The organism is Anabaena sphaerica FACHB-251, from assembly GCF_014696825.1.
Taxonomy (GTDB): domain Bacteria; phylum Cyanobacteriota; class Cyanobacteriia; order Cyanobacteriales; family Nostocaceae; genus RDYJ01.
The window spans coordinates 351,616-372,009 of the sequence record NZ_JACJQU010000002.1; the positions used below are offsets into that span (position 1 = coordinate 351,616).

A 20,394-nucleotide genomic window follows, 5' to 3' on the forward strand; every position below is an offset into this window, starting at 1 on the left:
CGCAATTTTGACAGCAACGATTTATTAAATTCTCAATTGCGGACAAATTGTTGATTAGAGATCTCCAGAAATTTAATGTCCCTTAGTAGTTTGACTGATTTATTTCTCGCGTCAGGTTTGTGAATGTTGGTGATAAGTATCATATTTGTTGAGAGAATTTTGGGGAGAATGGACTCCAATTACAACAAAATTTCTTTTGAACAAACTCCCAGTAATGTGCTGTTGGTGTACTAATCTTCCTCCACTGCCAACTGGTGGTGTCATGATATCGGATAATGCTTGAGAAATGGTTTCTTTAGATTCTGGGGGGTATTCTGTATAGTTGAAGTTTGACCATTGTTGATCTAGAGTGTGGGTTTTTAGTTGTTTGATGGTGCGACTCAGAAGAAATTCGTTTTCACCAAAGTATAAGTATATTGGCATAGTAGTACGGCAATTTTATTGTCATACATGAGCGTAAGCTCTAAGCCCACTATAATTTTGTTTGTATGGGGAAGCAGTCATTCAACGAAATGGCATTTTGTGTAATACTATTACTAACCCGCTTTCAAGAAATAAAAGTATTTTTTTGATTTGTGGCTGGTGGTAATAATCGCGATATGATAATTTTGTCCAGATAAAGGTTATCTAATAAATATGGTTAGTCCTTTCAGCCAAAAGCCAGATCCATATCCATTTAAGGGAGGAGAACCTTCCGATTACGAAGTAGTTATCGGTAAAGTTGGTACTTGGTGTACACGCCATCGTGAAAGTAGAGAGACAATTCAATCTGTTCAACCCTCAAGTGGTAATATGATTCAAATTGCTAATCTTGGACTAAATATACTTAATCTTGGTATAGGTATTTATAATATTGTCCAAATTCATAAAGTTAAAAATAAATTAGATCAAAATCAGAATCAACTTCAATTAATTTCTGACAAATTAGACCAAAATCAGGAGCAGATTCAATCACAATTTGATAAATTAGAACGGGATAAAGAACAGATTCAGTTATGCTTTAAAAGTATTCAGAGTGCTTTATCTGCTCAACATAGAACCCTTGAGGTACTGGTGTGTAATCAGTATAATGTAACTCAGCAAATGAATATACTCCGTGAGGAAATGCTTACAGGATTTCAAAATATTGTAGAAGAGATAAAAGATGTAGAAGCTCGCAGACGTAGAGAAGAGTTTGAAACTCGAACCTTTAAATTACTTAAAACCTATGAGCGTTTTAGCTATATATTGCCTGAATTACTAGAAGCAGATCAATTAATTGAAAGAGCCGAAGATTTAGAAGCTTGGATACGAACTCAATTGAATCGTATTGATATAGGAAAGCCTGAAAGATTACCATTACTGGTAGCTCTTTCTTTTAGTGTAAGAGCAAAAGCTGATGCTTTTGAAGCTAAGGGAGGAGATTATACAACTTTTGCTAACAAAGATATTTCTCTACTAATAAATCAACTTCATGATGAGGCTTACGCATTCTGTGAGGGACGTAGTTTATATACTCTTGGTGTAGAAATGCCAGAAATTCTCTACCAGTACGCTTTATTGAATCGGAGTATTTGTAGAGGAAATCATTTAAAGAGCCAAGTAGATTCTGAAGTGATTTTCTCAGCAGAAGAAGTGATTTGGGATGATGGAATGCAAGAGTTAAGAGAATTATTTAAGCCCAATATTGAACACGTCGAATTCCTGAGCGGAAACCAAGATATTAAACTAAATACTCTGGCAGATTATGATTGGTATACACGTTTTGCTAATGAAGATCAACTGACTTTCAGCGTTCACTCTCGCCCCTCAATAAAACTTGCTGATATTCTACGAAAGATAGGTCATCCAGAACCTCAAACAGGGGGAATTGGAAAAACTAAACTCAATACTCTTATGACTTTTGCACTACCTGAACAAATTAACAATATTTCGCATCTTATACAATCTGAGTTTGAGTTAGAAATTTCTCCTAGACTTCTTGAGGGTGTAAATAAATAATTGTGATGTAGTGCGAAAACCGTCAAAGTTACTGGTTACGATGGTGGGATCAAGACGGGAATTTGCTACTTTGGGGTTCTGAGTTAGTGCAGCAATAACGACTTGCTAAAGAAGCGGCCTTAAAACGCCTAGAGGAGTTAGAAAAACGCCTCCGAGATGCTGGCATTGCTGATTAAATTTGTTCACATAAATTTCACATAAATTTCACATAAATTCAAGAATATTAAATCCCCAACTGCTGCCAAAAGTAGGGGATTTTTTATTTTTTAATCAATCATTAACACCTTTTTTCAATCCTACAGCTACTTTAGATACAGAAGATAATCGAATTAGATATTATGCTACTTTGTGGTTAGGAAGACAATTATGAGCATCATTATTTAATTTTTTCACAATCTTTGATTTTTTAACAATTATTTACTTGTAAAATTAGACCCTGATTTTCACAATATTGAATAAGAATTTTAACTTTTAGATTTAACAAAAGTTGGTAAGTACAGTTCTACCAACTAACCTGACAAACCAAAGTTATTGCGTAAATCCTGAAAACATCATTTTTACAACTTCAACAGGATAACCATGACTATTCCTCTACTAAAATACTCTCCCTCCAGTCAAAACCAAAGAGTTAAAAGTTTTGAAATTCCTGGAGACGAACAACCCAGAATTTACACCACAGAAGGAACTCCTGACACAGCGGAAATTGATCAGTTAATTTGGGCTGCATATCGTCAAATTTTTAACGAACAACAAATTCTGGTTAGCAACCGTCAATTAGCCCTAGAATCCCAATTAAAACACAAAAGTATCACCGTTAGGGATTTTATCAGAGGATTGCTATTATCAGAAACATTCCGCTTACGCAACTACGACACAAACAACAATTACCGCTTCGTAGAAATGTGTATCCAAAGAGTTTTAGGCAGGAATGTTTACAGTAAAGAAGAAACAATGGCCTGGTCTATAATTCTGGGTACAAAAGGAAGACAAGGTTTCATTGATGCACTACTCAATAGTGAAGAATATCAAAGTAATTTTGGTGATAACACTGTTCCCTATCAACGGCGGAGAATTATTGCTCAACATAGTATAGGAGAGTTACCTTTTAGCCAATTTCCTCGTTATGATCAATACCATCGTCAACAACTAGAGAACTTAGGATATTTCCAAGCTAAAGCACCTCTAGGATATTGGTGGAATCAGCACAAACCTCCTTACAATCCAGTTTCCCTATTGATTTCATCACCTCTTTTGTTCATAGCACATCTCGTCTTTTTTGCATTCATAGTTTATATCGTTCTCACCTATTATGGTGTGATTCACTTGTAATATTACAAAAAAAGGAACAGGGAACAGGGAACAGGGAACAGATAAGAAACTTTTGTTCTGAGTTTAAAGCTCAGTCAAAAAAAAAGATGTTTTTTGAGATGACGAGCAACGAAAAAAAACAGTGTCATTATTTCAATCTCATGTTTTTAAACATGAGTTTTTCTATTCCCTGTGGCCCGTTCCCTGTTCCCTCTGAACTGTCATTAATGAGGAATTGGGGACTGGGGACTGGGAAAAAAAATTTTAGATTTTAGATTTTAGATTGGAGTTCATGAAAGACAATCCAAAATCCAAAACTCCTGACTCCTGGATATTCTTAACTTACCATCTCTTGCTCTTCACGCCATAATTGATATAACCGATTTGCAGGAATTGTCATATACAAAATATCTCCCGCACTCAGATTAGTATCCAACAAATCCCAACCGTGTAAAGTTTGGTGATTCGTCTCTACATACAAAGGGACAAAATCGGCATATCTAGCTACATCTTTCACCCACTGACCACAAAAAGGATGCTTAGGAGTAATCAAAGTTGCAAAAGCAACCCATAAATTATCAGCAATAATGCCATTACCAATAATTCTACCTCCCAGGGCAGCAGCTGCAAAAGCTGGTGCGGCTAATTCTGCTGGACTGAGTACAGCTTCAAAATCAAATACCTGTTGTGCCATCCCGGCAAAATCAGGATCAGCATAATTAACAATAACAGGAATTTTTGGTGTTAAACCTTTGGCTTTGAGGGCAATTTCTAAATTAGTAGCATCGTTATTAGTAACAGCTAAAACTGCGGCTGCGGTATTTATATTACTTGTTTTTAGAGTGGTTAGGAAACTTGCATCTGCCAGAATTACAGGAATACTCATTCCCCTAGCAGTGTTGACAAATCTATTATTAGGATCTGTTTCAATCACGACTACTTCATGTCCACCCGCGTGCAGTTGCTGAATAATTCTAATGCCAATTCCACTTAAACCACAGACAATATAATGATTACGTTGGGGAATTCTGGCTGCATCCCAAAATTGTTTGAGACGAGTTCCTAACACAAAATCCGTAAGCATAGCATACCAAATACCAAAGACTACTGCTCCTGCCAGCATCATGAAAACGGTAAATAATTTAATACTATTGGGTGCGTTTTCTACTACTTTGTCATTACCACCAGCACCTGTGATCATGCCCACAGCAAAATATAAAGCATCAACAAATGAGATATTTAATTTTGTAGAAACATAAGTAAATGTAGCGATTAAAATAATTACTATTACTGCCATAGCCATGGCTAGGACTGATCTGGCGTGTTTCTGAAATTGCCGGATACTTGTGAAGATTTTGAGCAGTTTTCTTCCCCATGATTTGCGTGTTTGGTTGATGCGGGGTTGAGTACCAATAATTAAGCGATCGCCTACTTTTAAACGTTGTTCTGCTAACACGGCTGTTACTAAATTTATCTTCCCAATTACAGGTAGATAATAAATCAGCATCCGTGACTTATCTTCCCACAAATCACTTATTTTTCTACCTCTCCAATTATGATCTTCATGAATATATTCTTCTTGAATTGGCCAAGTCTGCTCAAATAATTTGATTTGTCCGATTGCTTGATTTCCCAAAGCTGCGAAAGTAAATACTGGTGCTGCCAAACCCACAACACTCATACTTAAATGGTCTATGAGAGTATGATCTAGACGTTCACCCAAATTTGTATTATAAAAGCGATTGATAATGCGAATATGAGGATTCAGAATTCGCGCTTGCATCATAATTGACAAATTTAGGGCATCATCAGAACCAGCAATTACTAAAGTATGTGCCTGTTCAATTCCTGCTGATTGCAGGGTAGAAGCTGCACATAATTCACCAACAATTACATCTCCCGTAGCTTCACCAGGTATGGGTTTCCGATGAATACCAACAACCAAAGCACCCTGTTGTCTCAACAGACGAAAGATTTTATATCCGGTACGTCCTAAGCCGCAAACAATAATTCGAGGTTTCATGAAACAGCAGCATAATTTACAGACAAATCTGCATATCAGTTATTAATCTCTATTGTTGCCTGATTTCTGCAAATAGAACTGTAACTGAACACACGATATACACCTTTGTAAATTTCAATATTAAAAATTCAAGCAACAATCAAATGAGTTACCCTGTCCATACAATTGTAAACTAGTAATTATTCAGTCAGTCATGAACAATTTATTACAACTTACAAAACTTGGTGTGATTGTTACTTTTTTATTAGTAGCACCAACAATTTCTCATCCAGCTTCAGCGCAAACAACACCAGGTCCGATTGCTGCACCCAATGTTAAGCTAACCGTACAACGCAGTAGCGGTACTTGTCCGCAAACAGTGGGTTTATGGTGGATTACTCTACCTTATGAAGGTGGGGCAGAACATACAGTAGTTGCGGATACTCGTGCATTTGCAGATTCGGTTAAGTTAGTATCAGCTAACAAGCAATTTGTAGAATTTGTTGCCCCCTTACGCAGTAACTACGCTTCCTGTGTTGGGCAAACTCGCAATCAGGAATATAAATTTTACACAGTGCAATTTAAGGATAAAAAAGCCTATTTTCGGGTAGATTTGCGAAAAATCAACGCCCCCGCCCAGGAAATTACCTACAAAACTATAGCTGGTTCTCGTCCTTATGTGCGGTGGGCGATCGCTGATTAATTGACATACTCGCCAGCCTAAAGGCGTGGGGATTGTGGGGTCAAACAGCAATTGCTGGCGTAGCCAGTCTAACATCACCTAACCCAATAGACCTCTCCGGAAATATGGTAGAGACGTTCCGCCGCAACGTCTCTACAAGGGTTTCAAACCACGCACATTTAATTACCGGAGATGTCTAATGCTTGATGCCCCAACCATTTGAATATTTTTAGCAGCGTTTTCATCGCGTCCATTAATTGAGTGACAAGATGGACAACGCCACTGTCTAACAGATAGATCTAGATTTTCTAAAATATACCCACAACCAGAACAAGTTTTACTAGATGGATAATACCACTTATCTACAAAAATAACTTGTTTATTTTTCTTTTTGGCTACCCATTGTAATATTTGGAGAAATTCGCCAAACGCTAAGTCTGATATTTTTCTGCCCCAAAGGTGTCTATTCCTTTTGTGTTCGTATAGCTTAAACTTCAGTGTTTTCATGACAATATTATATCAAAGTCGCCCTAGAAGGGCGAGGAACCTCAAACCCATTTCTTTGGTAAAATTCTTATGGCACTTTATCTAGATTCAGCGATCGCATCCGAAGCCGAAATAGTTAAACATTGGGGTTGGGTAAAAGGTATCACCACCAATCCCACTTTGTTAGCAAAAGCCAATACCCCACCAGAAACCACCCTGAAAACCCTGGTTTCCTTAACTTCGGGTCCAGTGTATTACCAACTTTTGTCCGCTGATAAAAACAGCATGATCGCCGAAGGAATCAAAGCTTTTAGCATTATCGGTTCTCAAACAATCTTGAAAATTCCTGCCACACCGCTAGGGTTTGAAGTCGTAGCCACAGTTTCACCAGAAATTACCTGTTCCGTTACCGGGATTTACAGCCCCACACAAGCCGCAGTGGCCAAGGAAGCCGGCGCAAAAATTGCCATAGCCTACGTCAATCGCGCTACACGCTTTTTAGGCGATGGTATCGCTTTGGTGCGAGATATGGCCAGCATTCTCAAAGGTAGCGGTGTGGAAATTCTCGCAGCTAGTATCAAGTCACCAGAAGAAGCAGCCGCATCTCTCCAAGCTGGTGCAGATCATCTCACTTTACCTTTAGCTATGTTGCAAGCTATGGCCACTCATGAATTTTCTAATCAAACTGTTATTGACTTCGCTGCTGGCGGAATTGGGTTAAAAATCTAAATTTATCTAATTACGACTTTTGGAAAACTGTTAGTTGATTAAGGAAGGGTTAAACCCCTCATCCAAAAACCTTCCTGTTGCATGGTAAACTGACTTGAAAATAAGTTCTTAACTCACAAATAAAGTTTGTTAAAAGCCACTGAAATCAAATGCCAATGCGCTTGATGGGTGTTACCCCCTACTGCTTTACTAACAGTATCTTTGTTTTTGCCTGGCACTTTTACCAGTCGCATTAACAGAAATCTCTATAATCCTATGTTAGCAATGGACAATTAAAAATTTTCAGAAAAATGCCAACTTGGCAACCACAGCCTCAAGAAGCAAGTTAAATTAAATGAGACAAACGAAAGCAAGGCAGTTGCTAAGAAGTTAAACAAATTAGCTTGAGCTTCTTGTTAAGTTTGTCGGACAATTAAATAAAATGATCGTTTGCTGCAATAGGAATACTCACTGAGTAGAAACGTGATCGTTAAATTTTTAATTACCCCCCTAATTAACGATTGGCGTTATGTGTATATTCCTGAATCGCTTCAGCAGCAAAAAGTAGAGTGGGAGAGAATGGCGCTTGATAATGCCTCCTCCCACTCTCTTTTTTGGGGGTAATACCTATTAAAAATTAAAATAAGTTAAGGATAATTGTAGGTTGGGTAGAGCGACAGCGAAACCCAACAAAGTCCTGAAAATGTAGAAGCAGGGAACAGGAAAGAAGGAACAGGAAAGAAGGAATAAAGGTATACTGTTTCTGTATAGCTACGCCACGCAAGCTATCACAAATCAAATAAGATTGCTATATACATCACCCACAAGTAAAATAACTAAACACGAAAAATATCAAAATTGCAAAACCCACCGCTGCAAAAAATACGCTATTAATTCCCCCAAACCCAAACGCAACACCCATCAACAAAGGTCCCAAAGTTTGCCCTAAACCAAAAAATGTCCCATTCACTGATACAACCGTTGCTAAATATTCTCTGGGTGCTAACTCCGCTAACAAAGTTTGAATGCTGGGAAAACCAATTCCTAACCCAATACCAAATATTGTAGCCGGGATTAATAGCAACCAAATACTGGAAACAAAGGGAACAATTAACATTGCTAAAGCATAAAAAACATAAGATGCCTTAATTAAAGTTGTCGGTTGATATCTTCTTGCCAATTTTCCCAACTGAGATGATGTAATTGTAATGGCTACAGATACACTTGAAAGTATTAAGCCAATGGTAGAAGGTGGTGCTTTAAAAGTATCATTAATTAATTGTGGTAAATAAGTTACATGAGCGCCATAAAGCAGAACAAAGTTAGATGCACTGGCAATAAATAGCCCAAATAATCGCCGATTTTTGATTATTTTTCCCGCATTAATTAAATATTCTTTGAGGTTGCGATCGCCTTTTGGTTCTGGATTCTTTAAAACCACTAATACCAGCAACCCTACAGGAATCGCTATCACAGGTAACATAAAGGGATAATACCAACCGATTGTCGCTAATGCACCACCAATTAACGGATAACTTGCAGTACCAACACTGCTAAAACTGGCATTATATCCCATGGCAGCAGCACGTCTATCTCCTGTATATAAATCACCAATTAAAGTAATACTTAAAGACATTAATGAAGCTGCACCAAGTCCTTGCAATAAGCGTAAAAACAACAATAAATTAAAATCACGAGCAAAAGCACAAGCTGTACCAGCAATCCCAAATAAAAATAGAGAAGGTACAATAATTTTCTTTCTACCCCATCTATCAGCTAATACTCCAATTACAGGACCTAAAATCAATGCTGGTAATGTAAATACTGTAATTAACAATCCCAGATTTTTGGGATTAATATTTAAAGATTTAGCTAAGTAAGGAAAAGCAGGAGTAATGCTAGAAACACCAATCACGGCAATGAGAGTGACTGCACAAATGATCTGAAAATTTAACTCTTGATAAATAGGTTTGCGGCTTTCAAATTCTGACTGTTCTTCTGATGAACTCATAATGATGCACCTGTAGATGATTAATTGAAATCCGCATGATGATTGGCTAATTAAGCTTATGTATTTTCTTTCAAAAACAAAATATAATCAACCATTTTTTGCTTGCTACTAAAAAGACTGGTTTCATAATAAGTCAAGCGGCGATGTTCACCGGAATATAAAACAACAACCATCCAATATGACTGACTATCAATTTGGACTTTTTTACCAAACCTAGTTTTAGTAATAAACGAAGAACTATGCGAGTTAATTAGGACTGTTTCAATTTCAGAAAGTGGTATTTCAATAACTCCCTGAGCAAATATATTTCGTTGTTTCAAGGTAATTCGACCAAATGATGAATTAAAATCACAGGTTATTACTTCATAGCAATTATCAATATCTAAAATTAAAGTGCTAACACACAAACCTAACATCAATAATAAATAAAAAATAATTATTTCTCCACCAGCCAAGATAGATAATAATATTCCCAAAGTAGGAATAAAAGCATGATAGAATATATCTGGTGTTGAATATTCTTCAAATCTGTATATTTTTCTGATTTTTAAGTGCATATTTATTGCTATGTTCAGAAATACAATCCATTCAGAGGGAGCGGGGAACGGGCAACTCTTAACAGAAAAAACTCATGTTTAAAAACATGAAATTGAAATAATGACACTTTTTTTTTGACTGAGCTTTAAACTCAGCAACTTTTGTTTCTTATCTGTTCCCTGTTCCCTGCTCCCTTTTTTTGTAATGGGAAGTAAAAAAATCCCTCTTCCGTATTTTATACGTTATCAGGGAAGAGGGATTAAATTTATTTAACTGCTAAATCTACCTGTTGTTTTAAGCAGCAACCTTTTCTTCCAGAGGTTTAAAAGTCTTTTTAGTAGCACCGCAAATAGGACAACTCCAATCATCAGGAATTGCGGCAAAAGGTGTACCAGGTGCAATTCCCGAATCAGGATCACCAACAACAGGATCATAAATCATGCTGCATTGTCTACAAATCCATTTTTGAGTTTGGGGATCTTCACTTGCTACTCTGGTTACAGCTTGTCCTCCGTTTAATACTTCCAAAGCTTCAGCGTAGCGATCTGCATGGTAATTTTCAATGAATTTTAGCAAACCAAAACGGTGTGCTGCGGCGCGGAATGTGTTAGCGTGTTCGCTAGATTCTTGGGCTTGTTTGAGAAATTCTTCTGCTGCGGGATTGTCTCTATCGTTTTGAGCAGCAGCAGCAAATTCAGGATACATCGTAGTGTATTCATAGGTTTCACCTTCAATTGCCAAAGACAAACAGCGAGAGACAATTTCCCGTTTTTGTTCATCAGTCAAACTAGCTCCATCTTTCACAACTAGTTCTGGATGTAATAACTCAAAATGTGCAAAAGCGTGTTCAGTTTCTTGATCTGCTGTTTCCTTAAAAAGTTTTGCTAAGTCTGTAAACCCCAGTTTCCGTGCCACATTTGCAAAAAACAAGTATTTGCGATTTGCCATCGATTCACCACCGAAAGCGGCTTCTAAGTTGTTTAGTGTTGTAAAATTTGACAAATCCATAATTTTTACGTGCCGACGAAGTGATATTTGATGGGAAAAACAAACTTTTAAACTAGGGTAAATGAGCCAACATCTAAAATTGTGAGAAAATCCCATATCGAGACAGGTTTTATACAACCTATTTCAGCCCATTTTTCATTACCCGTGTTCTTAGCTGCTCCAGGATAATTATAAAACTTAAATGATTAATAGGTTATTTTTTTTATGTAAAAATGTAAAATGTTTTGATGAAAATTATTAAAGAATTCAAGATTCAGTTGAAGACTGAAGATCTTGTGTTTCAGAAAGATGTAACAACCTCTGAGACTTCAACGGTGAAAATAGAGCCTTGAGGATGATTATCCTGTAATGTAATTTTGCCGCCATGAGCTTCAATGGCTATTTTACAGAATGCCAATCCTAAACCCGTCTGGCTGGTATTATTAATCGTAGTTCCTATTTCATACTTGTCGAAAATCTTCTCTCGCAGTTCTTTTTTAACTCCGGGTCCAAAGTCAGCAATCTCAAATTTTGCTGATCCAGTTTCTATATAATTGGCACGTAAAATAATTTGACTGTTAACAGGAGAAAACTTAATTGCATTAGAAATAAGATTATTGATGATCCGACGAAAAATAGCCACATCTACCTTAAGACTACCACCAGGTTCTGGTAGCTCGCTGATGAATTGAATATTTTTCTTTTCTGCGATCGCAGAAAATTCTTCTACTACTGACTGACACAAGCTATAAATATCTACTTCAGAATAGTTGAGAATCATCTTACCAGATTCTAACTTTGCCATTATTAGTAGACCATCAATCATTGACTGTAATTCCTCTCCAGCACTAATAATCTGATCAACTTTTACTTGTTGTTTTTCTGGAGATAACTTGGGATATTTTAGTATATGAGCCGATAAAATCATGCTGGTGAGAGAATTCCGCAGGTCATGTACCATCATATTGACCATATCTTCTCGCCACTTTAATAATTCCTGCACCTGATCGTATTGGTGTTTAATGCGTAACATTGAATGAATCCTAGATCGTAATTCCATACCATGTATAGGTTTACTGATAAAATCATCAGCCCCTGCGCTCAGACATCGAGCTAAATCTTCTTTGGAAGTGAGAGCAGTAACCATAATAATAGGAACCGGCTGCCAACGGGCGCTTTGCTTAATTAGCTGACAGGTTTCCAGTCCATCCATTTCTGGCATCATTACATCCATTAAGATCACATCAGGTTGAACCCTTTCTAGAGAAGTGATAGCTTTGTGTCCATTTTGAGCGTAGTACAATTGATAGTTTTCGTTGTAAAGAAAAGTTTCAATTACATCAAAATTGTTAGGCTCGTCATCGACGATCAAGATAGAAGATAAAGTATTCATATTTATTGAGTAGATTTTATTTATTTAATAAGTTTTGAATCATTTTTGTAAGTTGCTTTAATCTTACAGGTTTTGCCAGATATTCATTAGCTCCTGCCTGAAGGCATCTTTCATGATCGTTAGGCATAGCTAAACCAGTCAAAGCAATAATGGGAATATTAGCTATATCGTCATCAGCGCGAATCAAACGAATAGCTTCGAGACCGTCCATTAGTGGCATTTGCACATCCATCAATATCAAATCAGGAGCATGAGTCTTAGCTAGGTCAATGGCTTCCAGTCCATTTCCAGCCACCAGCAGATGATAACCGCGACTCTCTAAATAGTTAGATACGGTATCAATATTCGCCTCATTATCTTCCGCTATCAAGATTAGAGGTTGTTGTTGAGTTGGTGGTAATTCCTCCTCAACAGTGATACTCTCCAGATGTGTAGCGGCAGTAGGAGGTTGGCGGAGTTGGTTAATTACCTGATGGAGTTGTTGACGGATAATCGGTTTGATTAAATATTCAGCAGCACCTAATTCCAGACCGCGCGATCGCTCATCAACTACGGAAACGATGATTACAGGAATAGTTTGGGTTTCTGCATGAGCCTTAATCTGTGCTAATACTTCCCAACCTGACCTATGAGGAAGCTGAATATCGAGAATTATTAATGCTGGTTGGTGTGCAAGAATTTGAGCGATCGCTCCTTCACCTTGCGGATAAACTACCCCCTCCATACCTATCTGATCTAAGTAGCGTGTCACCTGTTCAGCCGCTGTAGGTGTATCTTCAATGATTAATACCTTCCTATTTTCTGGCGCTAAACTACATTGAGGAAAGACAGCAGGGTGGGGCAACAAATCAGGCGTGCTGGACTGGCGATAGGGTAGCTTGACAGTAAAACGACTGCCTTGACCAATCTCGCTAGTTACCCCAACTGTGCCATCATGTAACTCAACCAAGCGGCGCACCAGAGCCAGTCCCAGACCAGTTCCACTATACTGACGGCTTAATTTTGTATCTACTTGCACAAAGGGTTTAAATAGTTTACTAGCATCATCTGGGGCAATACCAATACCAGTATCAATCACCGAAATAACCAGGTAAGAACCTTCTAACTCAATTTCTAACCGTACATTACCACCTTCAGGTGTGAATTTGACGGCATTATTTAGCAGGTTGATCAGCACCTGACAGATACGAAGTTCATCAACGACAATTTCCCCCAAAGTATCGGGAATACCAACAGTTAAATGAATGTTCTTTTTAATAGCTTGTTGCCGGATAAAGGGCAAACTGGAATCAGCCAGGTTTTTAACTGGCACAGATGTTAGTTGGAGTTCTAACTTACCAGACTCAATTTTAGACAGGTCAAGGATATCGTTAATCAACTCTAGTAAGTGTCTACCGCTACGTTCAATAGTAGCGATCGCTTTCTGCTGCCCTTGGTTAATGACACCAAAGACCTCTTCCTGTAAGCCTTCAGACATTCCTAAAATCGCATTTAATGGCGTTCGCAATTCATGACTCATATTTGCCAAAAACTCATCTTTCAAGCGAGTGGCACGTTCTAACTCAGCATTGGTGAGAGTTAGCCGTTCATTAATTGTCCGTAATTCCTGTTCTGCCTTTTTGACATCAGTAATATCTCGGCAGACAGAAATCAAATTTCCTCCTTCTGTCAGCGTTAAAGACAGACCTTCAGTAAAAGTGCTACCATCCTTACGGGTTGCAGTTGCTTCACCCTGCCAGTGATGCTGCTGCATCAAGACAGGAAAAACTTCCTGCTCAAAGCGGCTAGATTCTTCTAAAGAATATAATTCTTGCCAAGTTTTACCGAGTAATTCTTCGGAATTTTCATACCCAAAAAGTTGCAGATGTGCTTGGTTCACATAGGTGAATATATTATTTTCCAGGATAGCGATCCCATCCACAGCGGCCTCGATCACAGCTAATTGGTGTTTTAGTTTTTTCTCAGCTTCTCTACGGTCAGTAATATCAAAAACAGTGGAGAGACTATGTAGGTAAGTACCATCAGCACTGTTGACAGCCGTAGCATTGATGAGGACTGGTAACACTGTGCCATCTTTACGTATCAGAGAAAACTCTAAATCTTTCACAAAGCCGATCTCTTTAAATTTTGGATAGTTTTCATGAAAGATTTGGCAACCTTGTTCAGTCAGAAAATTAATGTATTTTTGTCCCACCATCTCCTCGCGGGTGTAACCTAGCCATTGCAACTGAGTATTATTAATCCCAGTGATTATACCTTCAGAGTCCAGGGAATAATAACCACAAGGGGCATTATTGTATAGATCCTCAACCTCCCGTGCATATTTCTCTAAAGCTTCTGAGGCATCTTTGCGTTCAGTAATATCTTGTGCTACACCAATATATTGAATCGCCCTTCCTTCGCTATTTCTCTTAAAAACGGCATCACGAGCAGAAAGCCAGCGCCATGTAGCATTAATATTACGGACACGGTACTCAATTTCTAGAATTTCATCATCAGTCGCTGCTTGTAATTGTTGTTGGTGTGCAAAGTAAGCTACCAAGTCCTCTGGATGTAATAGCTGTTGTAACACCTGGGAACCCATTCGCGCCAGATCCCCTGGTGTGTAACCCAGGATGCTTGTTAGTTCCCGGTTAATGTAGAGGTTGTGTCCAGTTGTCAAATCGTGGATATAGAGGATATTAGGGGAACTGTCAGCAATACTTTGAGCAAAACGCTGGCTTTCTTGTAGAGCAATTTCTGCTTGTTTGCGGTCGGTGATATCAGTGCGGATGGACAAATACTGTACAGGCTGTCCCTGGTCATTGACAAAGGGAACTATGGTAGTGTCTACCCAGTAGAAACTCCCATCCTTGCTGCAATTTTGAATTTCACCTCGCCAAACATTACCACTGGAAATAGTAGACCAAAGTTCGGCAAAGAATTCCCTGGAGTGATAGCCAGAATTAACAAGTTTGTGGGTTTGGCCGATTAATTCATCCTGAGAATATTGAGAAATTTGGCTAAACTTTTCATTTGCATAAGTAATAGTACCCTGAGAGTCGGTAATAGCCACAATTGCCGCTTGGTCTAAGGCATATTTAAAATCCGATAATTCTTTGATAGTCCGGCGCAGTTTTTCATCTGCTTGCTTTTTGGCAGTAATATCTTTAGCAATACCGACAAAGCCGATAATTTGTTGTTTGTCGTCGTAGAGAGTTGTCACAGAAAGCAACACCGGAAACCGGGAGCCATCTTTGCGAATGTAAGTCCACTCTTGTTCGTTAGGAATTCCTTGTATAGCTGTGGTGATAAAAACTGCCATACCCGGTGTGATATTCCTACCCCATATTTCTGAGATGTTAGCTGCTTGCTGTTGCAGTTCGTCGTGATCATGAAACTGTAGGGGACTAACTTTACCAATTACCTCTTTTGCGGTGTAGCCTAACATCTTTTCCGCAGCGGCGTTGAAGGTTTGGATGATACCTTCTGGGTTGGTGGAAATAATAGAATAATCGATGCCATCGAAAATGGCTTGTTGCAGACTTGTGACAGCAAGTAACTCAGCTTCAGCTTGTTTACGACTGGTAATATCGCTTTCTGAACCGACCATGCGAAGGACATTACCTGTCTCATCCCACAAAGCCTGTCTGCGATCTAGCACCCACATATAGGAGCCATCTTTGCGCTGTACTCGATATTCTTCTTGGAAGAAAGGAGTTTTGTGAGCTAGGTGATCTGCAACTGCAATCATTACCCGGTCGTAATCATCAGGATGAATCAGATTTGACCATTCTTGCAGATTAGAACCGATTTCATCATCCGCAAATCCCCGCATTTGTTTCCAGCGAGTGGAATAGAAAACTTGATTGGCTTTGATGTTCCAATCCCAGATGCCATCATTACTACCCCGCAGTGCCAGTTCCCAGCGTTCTTGACTTTCGCGCAGTTCGGCTGTGCGTTCTTCAACTCTGATTTCTAATTCCTGGTTGAGTTGTTCGAGTGCTGTCATTGCCTGCTGGCGCTCTAATTCTGCCCCTACTCGCGCGGCAAAGACTTGTAATATAGCGATCGCTCTAGAGGAATCTGCCAGGGGTTTATCATCTAATAAGCAAAGGCTGCCCAAAGTCTCCCCTTCGGTAGACTTTATAGCTACACCCACGTAACTCTGGGCTGCCAATTCTTTGAAACTTTCATTGGGGAAATGCTGCTGGAGGTCGCTGACACAGCAAAACGCGCCTTGTGCTATGGTCAAATTACAAGGCATCTCTTCTAACAAGCCAGAGATATTAGTTTGTAGGTTTCCGTCTGCCCAAAATGCAGATGTTTGGAAATATTCCCCGTTTTTTGTGACTATGAGGGCGCAGCGACAGTCCAAGAAGGTGGCAATATACTCCAGCAGTAAGGTGAATAAGTCATTACCTGTGACTGCGGCTGCACCTTCAACCAGAGCCTGTAGATCAGCTTGTGCTTGTTTGCGTTCAGTAATGTCTAGGGTGACACCTTCAATAATTACACATCCGTCTTCACGGGTGCGAACCTGACCCCGTGAGTTCATCCAGCGGATCTGCCCGGTGATGTCCCTGATGCGATACTCGTTGTCCAGATGTCCTGAACCTTGCATAGCATCCCGCATCACTTGTTCACAACGCTCTTTATCTTCAGGAGCAATGGTGGCAAAGGTATCCTGCCACGATAAAGACTGTTTGACCTGTCCAAACAGCTTTGTGGCTGATGTGGAGGTATAAGGAACTTCCACTGTGCCATCAGGGTGTATCACCAATCTATAAGCGTAGCCATCGGCAATATTTTCAGCAATGGAAGAGAGCAGTTCTTTCCGTTCTTGTAGGGCTATTTCTGCCTGTTTGCGATCGTTGATGTCGGTAATTGTGCCTACATAACCAATAATTTGTTGATTTTCTCCCCGTTCTGCTACTGCTTGACTAAAAACCCAAGTTACTAGTCCATCGGGTCTTTGGAAACGATATTCTAAACGGAAAGGTCGGTTTGCTTGGGCTGCTGTATACCATTCCTGTGCAACTTTTTCTCTGTCTTCTAGATGCAAAGCATTGATCCAACCGGTTCCCATTGCTTGTTCATAGCTAAGTCCGGTCATCTGACACCAACGCTCATTGATATAAATACAATTCCCTTGGGCATCGGTGCGGAAGATACCAACAGGAGCCGCTTCCGCTAAACTTGCATACCGTTTTTCACTCTGTCGCAGAGCTTCTTCAGTGCGGTTGCGCTCGGCTAGTTCCAATCGCAGTTGTTTGTAAATATCTGCTTGCTGGATAGCGATAGAGCAGCGATGCTGCAAGCTGTTCACTATTTGTGTGGAAAGTTGTTGCAGGAGATTTACCTCTGACTCCTGCCAATCTCGTGGATGATCTTTTTGTGTAGCACTTAATAATCCCCAAAGTTGCCCTTCTTGAACAATGGGTACAAGGATTTTGGCACGGGTTTGGATTTGTTCTAGTAGCTCAATGTGGCAAGGAGCTAAGTTAGCTTGATAAATATCAGGTACAACCCGAATCCGTCCATTAATATAAGTATCTACCCAATCTGGCGCAAAACAAGGGTCGTTAATCTCTTGATTGAGGAAAGATTCGTGATTTTCAATCACTGATTCTGCAACTATCACACCACTCCAATCTTGGTGGAACTGATAGATAAAAACGCGATCGCACTGCAAAAATGTCCGCACTTTCTGGACAATGGCATTTAGTGTCTGCTGTAAGTCCAGTGAAGACCTGATACGACCAGCAATGGAACTCAATAATTTTTCCTTTTCTGCCTGGTTTGTCAATTCTGTTGTCCGTTTCTGTATCTCCTGCTCCAATTGAGTATTGCGGTTTTCCAGTAAGTCCAGCTTTTCTTTTTCTAGAGAGGAAACTTTCTGCTCCAGGGTTTCCACTAATTTGTAAAGTTCGACAGGGTTCAAGCCTTGCAGCAGTGTACTCTGAGTCACAATACCCAGTAATTGGCCATCAGCGTCTGTGACTACCACCCGATTTAAATGTTTTTCCTGCATCAGCGATCGCGCTTTCCACAAAGAATCATCAGGACTGACGGTAAACAGAGGGCTGCTCATCACCTCCTGGGCTGGAATTTTCTCAAATGACAAATCTAGGGAATGGAATTGAACAATATCCCTTTCAGTAACAATACCGATAGCACGAGTCTCATCATCATCTGCCACAATTACCACTGAACTGACCTGATTTTCTGACATTAACCGGGTCAGGTCTAACACTGATGTTGTCGATGAGGTATAAACCATATTGGTAGTCATCACTTCTGACACCAGACGCGATCGCAGTAAATCAATTGGACGCAGCATCTGACGTAGGCTTTCATGGGTGACTAACCCGATTAATTGGTCATTGTCATCGACTATGGGCAAATGACGGATGTGATGAAGTTTAAACAGGGTGAGGACGGCAAATATATCTGTAAAGTCCGATTGCCTCAATGCGATTACTGGGTAAGCCATAACATCCGCAACCGATTTCTCCGTCAGTTGATAGCCATTGGCGCTAAGACGGACAACATCCCTTTGTGTAAAAATTCCTAAAACTTTAGTTCCATCAACCACCAGGACACAACTGGCGCGAGCTTCTGCTAGAAACCTCTCCCTATCTAAAGTGGTATCATCTGCCAAGGAACAGCTTCCCCTGGCTGCACTCATCTGCAAAATTGCCTCAGTAAAGCTTGTATCTGATGAAACCGTTAAGGGAGAGTTTATGATTACCTCCTCAAATGCAGTCATTTCCTGTAAAGGGACTAAAACCATAAATAATAGCCATCAATTAAAGATACTGTTATTACTGAGAGAATGAAGTATTATTAAAATCATAAGTAAGTGGGCGTTAAAAATTGTCGTTATGACAAGGTAAGAGGGAACGGGGAACGGGGAAGAGGGTTTTGGTGAATTTACTTTTTGTTACATACTCCGGTTTTTTCCCACCGACTTACTTAAATGACTAGCACCATGATGAATATACGTTACAAGTTTACAAGCAAGGATAAAACTTCCAGCCATAGGTATAACCTGATTTTAAATGAACCTTACTATGTTTCCCATTTACAAAGAAGAAACTGTTATTTGCCAAAAAAAATCTGTAGGGGTCAGTCTCCCATATGTAAAAATTTAGTCAAATCTTTAATAATGAACAATCAGAAATTAATATTTTAATAAATTTGCAAAACTTTACCAACTCATAGGCAATTGATCTGCAAAAATTATCTAAGTATAAAGTAAGTATAGTTATGACAAAAACAGCACTTATTACAGGCATTACAGGTCAAGATGGCTACTATCTTGGCCATTTGCTTCTCAATCAAAATTACCGAGTTGTCGGCTTGGTATCTCCACACCGACAACCTAACCTGTCAAAATTGGGAAGTTTGGCAGATAAAGTAGAAATTTACACCGTTGATTTAAGAGATAGTGCGGCTTTATTAACTGCTGTCGAACAACTACAACCGCAGGAAATTTACAATTTAGCTGCACCTAGTTTCGTTCCCGATTCTTGGGATGATCCTCTGGGAACCCTTGATTTGATCACAGGTACGGCTACCAGATTATTAAACGCAGTTCGGCAAGTTGGTTTATCTACAAGGTTCTATCAAGCCAGCAGTTCGGAAATGTTTGGTGATGTGACTACTGCTCCCCAGGATGAAGAAACCACCTTCCGTCCCAAAAATCCTTATGCAGCAGCAAAATTACACGCTCACTGGACGATGGTACATCACCGACAGCGTTATGGTCTATTCGCTTGTAGTGGTATTTTATATAACCATGAATCGCCTTTACGTCCTCCTCAGTTTGTGACACGGAAAGTTTCTCTAGCCGTAGCATCGATTAAATTGGGTTTAGCTCAAACCTTAGAAATGGGTAACTTAGATGCCAAACGTGATTGGGGTTTTGCGGGAGATCACGTAGATGCTATGTGGCGAATGCTGCAAGCTGATGAGCCGGAAGAATACGTAATTGGTACAGGTAAACTCCACAGCGTCCGGGAATTAATCGCCACAGCATTTGATTCTGTAGGACTGGACTGGGAAAAATATGTAATTGTTAATACTAATTTATTACGAGCGGACGAACACTTTCAACTTGTAGCTAACCCCAGTAAGGCCAAAAAGAATCTGGGATGGGAACCTCACGTTAGTTTTGAGCAACTTTTAGGAAACATGGTAAAAAGCGATTTGGAGCAGTTACAAAGTGGTAAAGTTACACCATTTGGGGTGTCGGGAACAGGTAATCGGTAATTGTTATTTCCAGTCCCTAGTCCCTAACTAGCAAATTACGTTAC

General features: G+C 39.4%; 12 protein-coding genes and 1 pseudogene. 5 read left to right on the forward strand and 8 right to left on the reverse strand.

Annotation, left to right across the window (positions count from 1 at the left end):
• Nucleotides 1-111: 111 nt before the first annotated feature.
• Nucleotides 112-423: a hypothetical protein gene (locus tag H6G06_RS05280; protein WP_242039600.1), complete on the reverse strand. Its 312-nt coding sequence runs from the start codon at nucleotides 421-423 to the stop codon at nucleotides 112-114.
• Nucleotides 424-792: 369 nt separating this feature from the next.
• On the opposite strand from H6G06_RS05280, the gene H6G06_RS05285 reads away from it, so the two are divergent.
• Nucleotides 793-1,980, forward strand: a complete 1,188-nt coding sequence (locus H6G06_RS05285; protein WP_190557758.1) for a hypothetical protein — start codon at nucleotides 793-795, stop codon at nucleotides 1,978-1,980.
• Between the two features lie 579 nt (nucleotides 1,981-2,559).
• Nucleotides 2,560-3,309 carry a phycobilisome rod-core linker polypeptide gene (locus H6G06_RS05290; protein ID WP_190557760.1) on the forward strand — a complete coding sequence of 250 codons (750 nt, stop codon included), beginning with the start codon at nucleotides 2,560-2,562 and terminating at the stop codon, nucleotides 3,307-3,309.
• A gap of 316 nt (nucleotides 3,310-3,625) precedes the next feature.
• Here H6G06_RS05290 and H6G06_RS05295 read toward each other — a convergent pair whose 3' ends face one another.
• Complete coding sequence (locus H6G06_RS05295) at nucleotides 3,626-5,311, reverse strand: potassium channel family protein (protein WP_190557762.1); 1,686 nt, start codon at nucleotides 5,309-5,311, stop codon at nucleotides 3,626-3,628.
• A gap of 193 nt (nucleotides 5,312-5,504) precedes the next feature.
• Between H6G06_RS05295 and H6G06_RS05300 the strand changes: the two genes are divergently transcribed.
• The gene (locus tag H6G06_RS05300) at nucleotides 5,505-5,993 is read left to right on the forward strand and encodes a hypothetical protein (protein ID WP_190557764.1); all 489 of its coding nucleotides are present in this window, start codon (nucleotides 5,505-5,507) and stop codon (nucleotides 5,991-5,993) included.
• Nucleotides 5,994-6,155: 162 nt separating this feature from the next.
• Here the strand turns inward: H6G06_RS05300 and H6G06_RS05305 are convergent.
• Nucleotides 6,156-6,437, reverse strand: a pseudogene (locus H6G06_RS05305) (zinc ribbon domain-containing protein); the annotation flags it as partial.
• Between the two features lie 111 nt (nucleotides 6,438-6,548).
• Between H6G06_RS05305 and H6G06_RS05310 the strand changes: the two are divergent.
• Nucleotides 6,549-7,187 carry a transaldolase family protein gene (locus tag H6G06_RS05310; protein ID WP_190557766.1) on the forward strand — a complete coding sequence of 213 codons (639 nt, stop codon included), beginning with the start codon at nucleotides 6,549-6,551 and terminating at the stop codon, nucleotides 7,185-7,187.
• A 796-nt stretch (nucleotides 7,188-7,983) separates the two neighbouring features.
• Here H6G06_RS05310 and H6G06_RS05315 read toward each other — a convergent pair.
• The 5 genes from H6G06_RS05315 to H6G06_RS05335 all read right to left on the reverse strand — a co-directional run bounded on the left by H6G06_RS05315 (nucleotide 7,984) and on the right by H6G06_RS05335 (nucleotide 18,869).
• Nucleotides 7,984-9,177: an MFS transporter gene (locus tag H6G06_RS05315; RefSeq protein WP_190557768.1), complete on the reverse strand. Its 1,194-nt coding sequence runs from the start codon at nucleotides 9,175-9,177 to the stop codon at nucleotides 7,984-7,986.
• A 56-nt stretch (nucleotides 9,178-9,233) separates the two neighbouring features.
• On the reverse strand, nucleotides 9,234-9,734 hold the full coding sequence (locus tag H6G06_RS05320; protein ID WP_190557770.1) for a hypothetical protein: 501 nt from the start codon (nucleotides 9,732-9,734) through the stop codon (nucleotides 9,234-9,236).
• A gap of 274 nt (nucleotides 9,735-10,008) precedes the next feature.
• The gene (locus H6G06_RS05325) at nucleotides 10,009-10,722 is read right to left on the reverse strand and encodes a rubrerythrin family protein (RefSeq protein ID WP_190557772.1); all 714 of its coding nucleotides are present in this window, start codon (nucleotides 10,720-10,722) and stop codon (nucleotides 10,009-10,011) included.
• Between the two features lie 280 nt (nucleotides 10,723-11,002).
• Complete coding sequence (locus H6G06_RS05330; protein ID WP_190557774.1) at nucleotides 11,003-12,094, reverse strand: hybrid sensor histidine kinase/response regulator; 1,092 nt, start codon at nucleotides 12,092-12,094, stop codon at nucleotides 11,003-11,005.
• A gap of 16 nt (nucleotides 12,095-12,110) precedes the next feature.
• Nucleotides 12,111-18,869, reverse strand: coding sequence for a PAS domain S-box protein (locus H6G06_RS05335; protein ID WP_190557776.1), 6,759 nt, complete (start codon nucleotides 18,867-18,869; stop codon nucleotides 12,111-12,113).
• A gap of 476 nt (nucleotides 18,870-19,345) precedes the next feature.
• Here H6G06_RS05335 and H6G06_RS05340 point away from each other — a divergent pair, with 476 nt between their 5' ends.
• Nucleotides 19,346-20,350, forward strand: coding sequence for a GDP-mannose 4,6-dehydratase (locus tag H6G06_RS05340; protein ID WP_190557778.1), 1,005 nt, complete (start codon nucleotides 19,346-19,348; stop codon nucleotides 20,348-20,350).
• Nucleotides 20,351-20,394 lie beyond the last annotated feature (44 nt).

Excerpts from the sequence above, each read along its gene's own strand:
- H6G06_RS05280 (WP_242039600.1), bottom strand. The coding sequence starts at position 423 with ATGCCAATATACTTATACTTTGGTGAAAACGAATTTCTTCTGAGTCGC.
- H6G06_RS05330 (WP_190557774.1), bottom strand. The coding sequence starts at position 12,094 with ATGAATACTTTATCTTCTATCTTGATCGTCGATGACGAGCCTAACAAT.
- H6G06_RS05310 (WP_190557766.1), top strand. The coding sequence starts at position 6,549 with ATGGCACTTTATCTAGATTCAGCGATCGCATCCGAAGCCGAAATAGTT.
- H6G06_RS05320 (WP_190557770.1), bottom strand. The coding sequence starts at position 9,734 with ATGCACTTAAAAATCAGAAAAATATACAGATTTGAAGAATATTCAACA.
- H6G06_RS05285 (WP_190557758.1), top strand. The coding sequence starts at position 793 with ATGATTCAAATTGCTAATCTTGGACTAAATATACTTAATCTTGGTATA.
- H6G06_RS05335 (WP_190557776.1), bottom strand. The coding sequence starts at position 18,869 with ATGGTTTTAGTCCCTTTACAGGAAATGACTGCATTTGAGGAGGTAATC.
- H6G06_RS05340 (WP_190557778.1), top strand. The coding sequence starts at position 19,346 with ATGACAAAAACAGCACTTATTACAGGCATTACAGGTCAAGATGGCTAC.
- H6G06_RS05315 (WP_190557768.1), bottom strand. The coding sequence starts at position 9,177 with ATGAGTTCATCAGAAGAACAGTCAGAATTTGAAAGCCGCAAACCTATT.
- H6G06_RS05325 (WP_190557772.1), bottom strand. The coding sequence starts at position 10,722 with ATGGATTTGTCAAATTTTACAACACTAAACAACTTAGAAGCCGCTTTC.
- H6G06_RS05300 (WP_190557764.1), top strand. The coding sequence starts at position 5,505 with ATGAACAATTTATTACAACTTACAAAACTTGGTGTGATTGTTACTTTT.
- H6G06_RS05295 (WP_190557762.1), bottom strand. The coding sequence starts at position 5,311 with ATGAAACCTCGAATTATTGTTTGCGGCTTAGGACGTACCGGATATAAA.
- H6G06_RS05290 (WP_190557760.1), top strand. The coding sequence starts at position 2,560 with ATGACTATTCCTCTACTAAAATACTCTCCCTCCAGTCAAAACCAAAGA.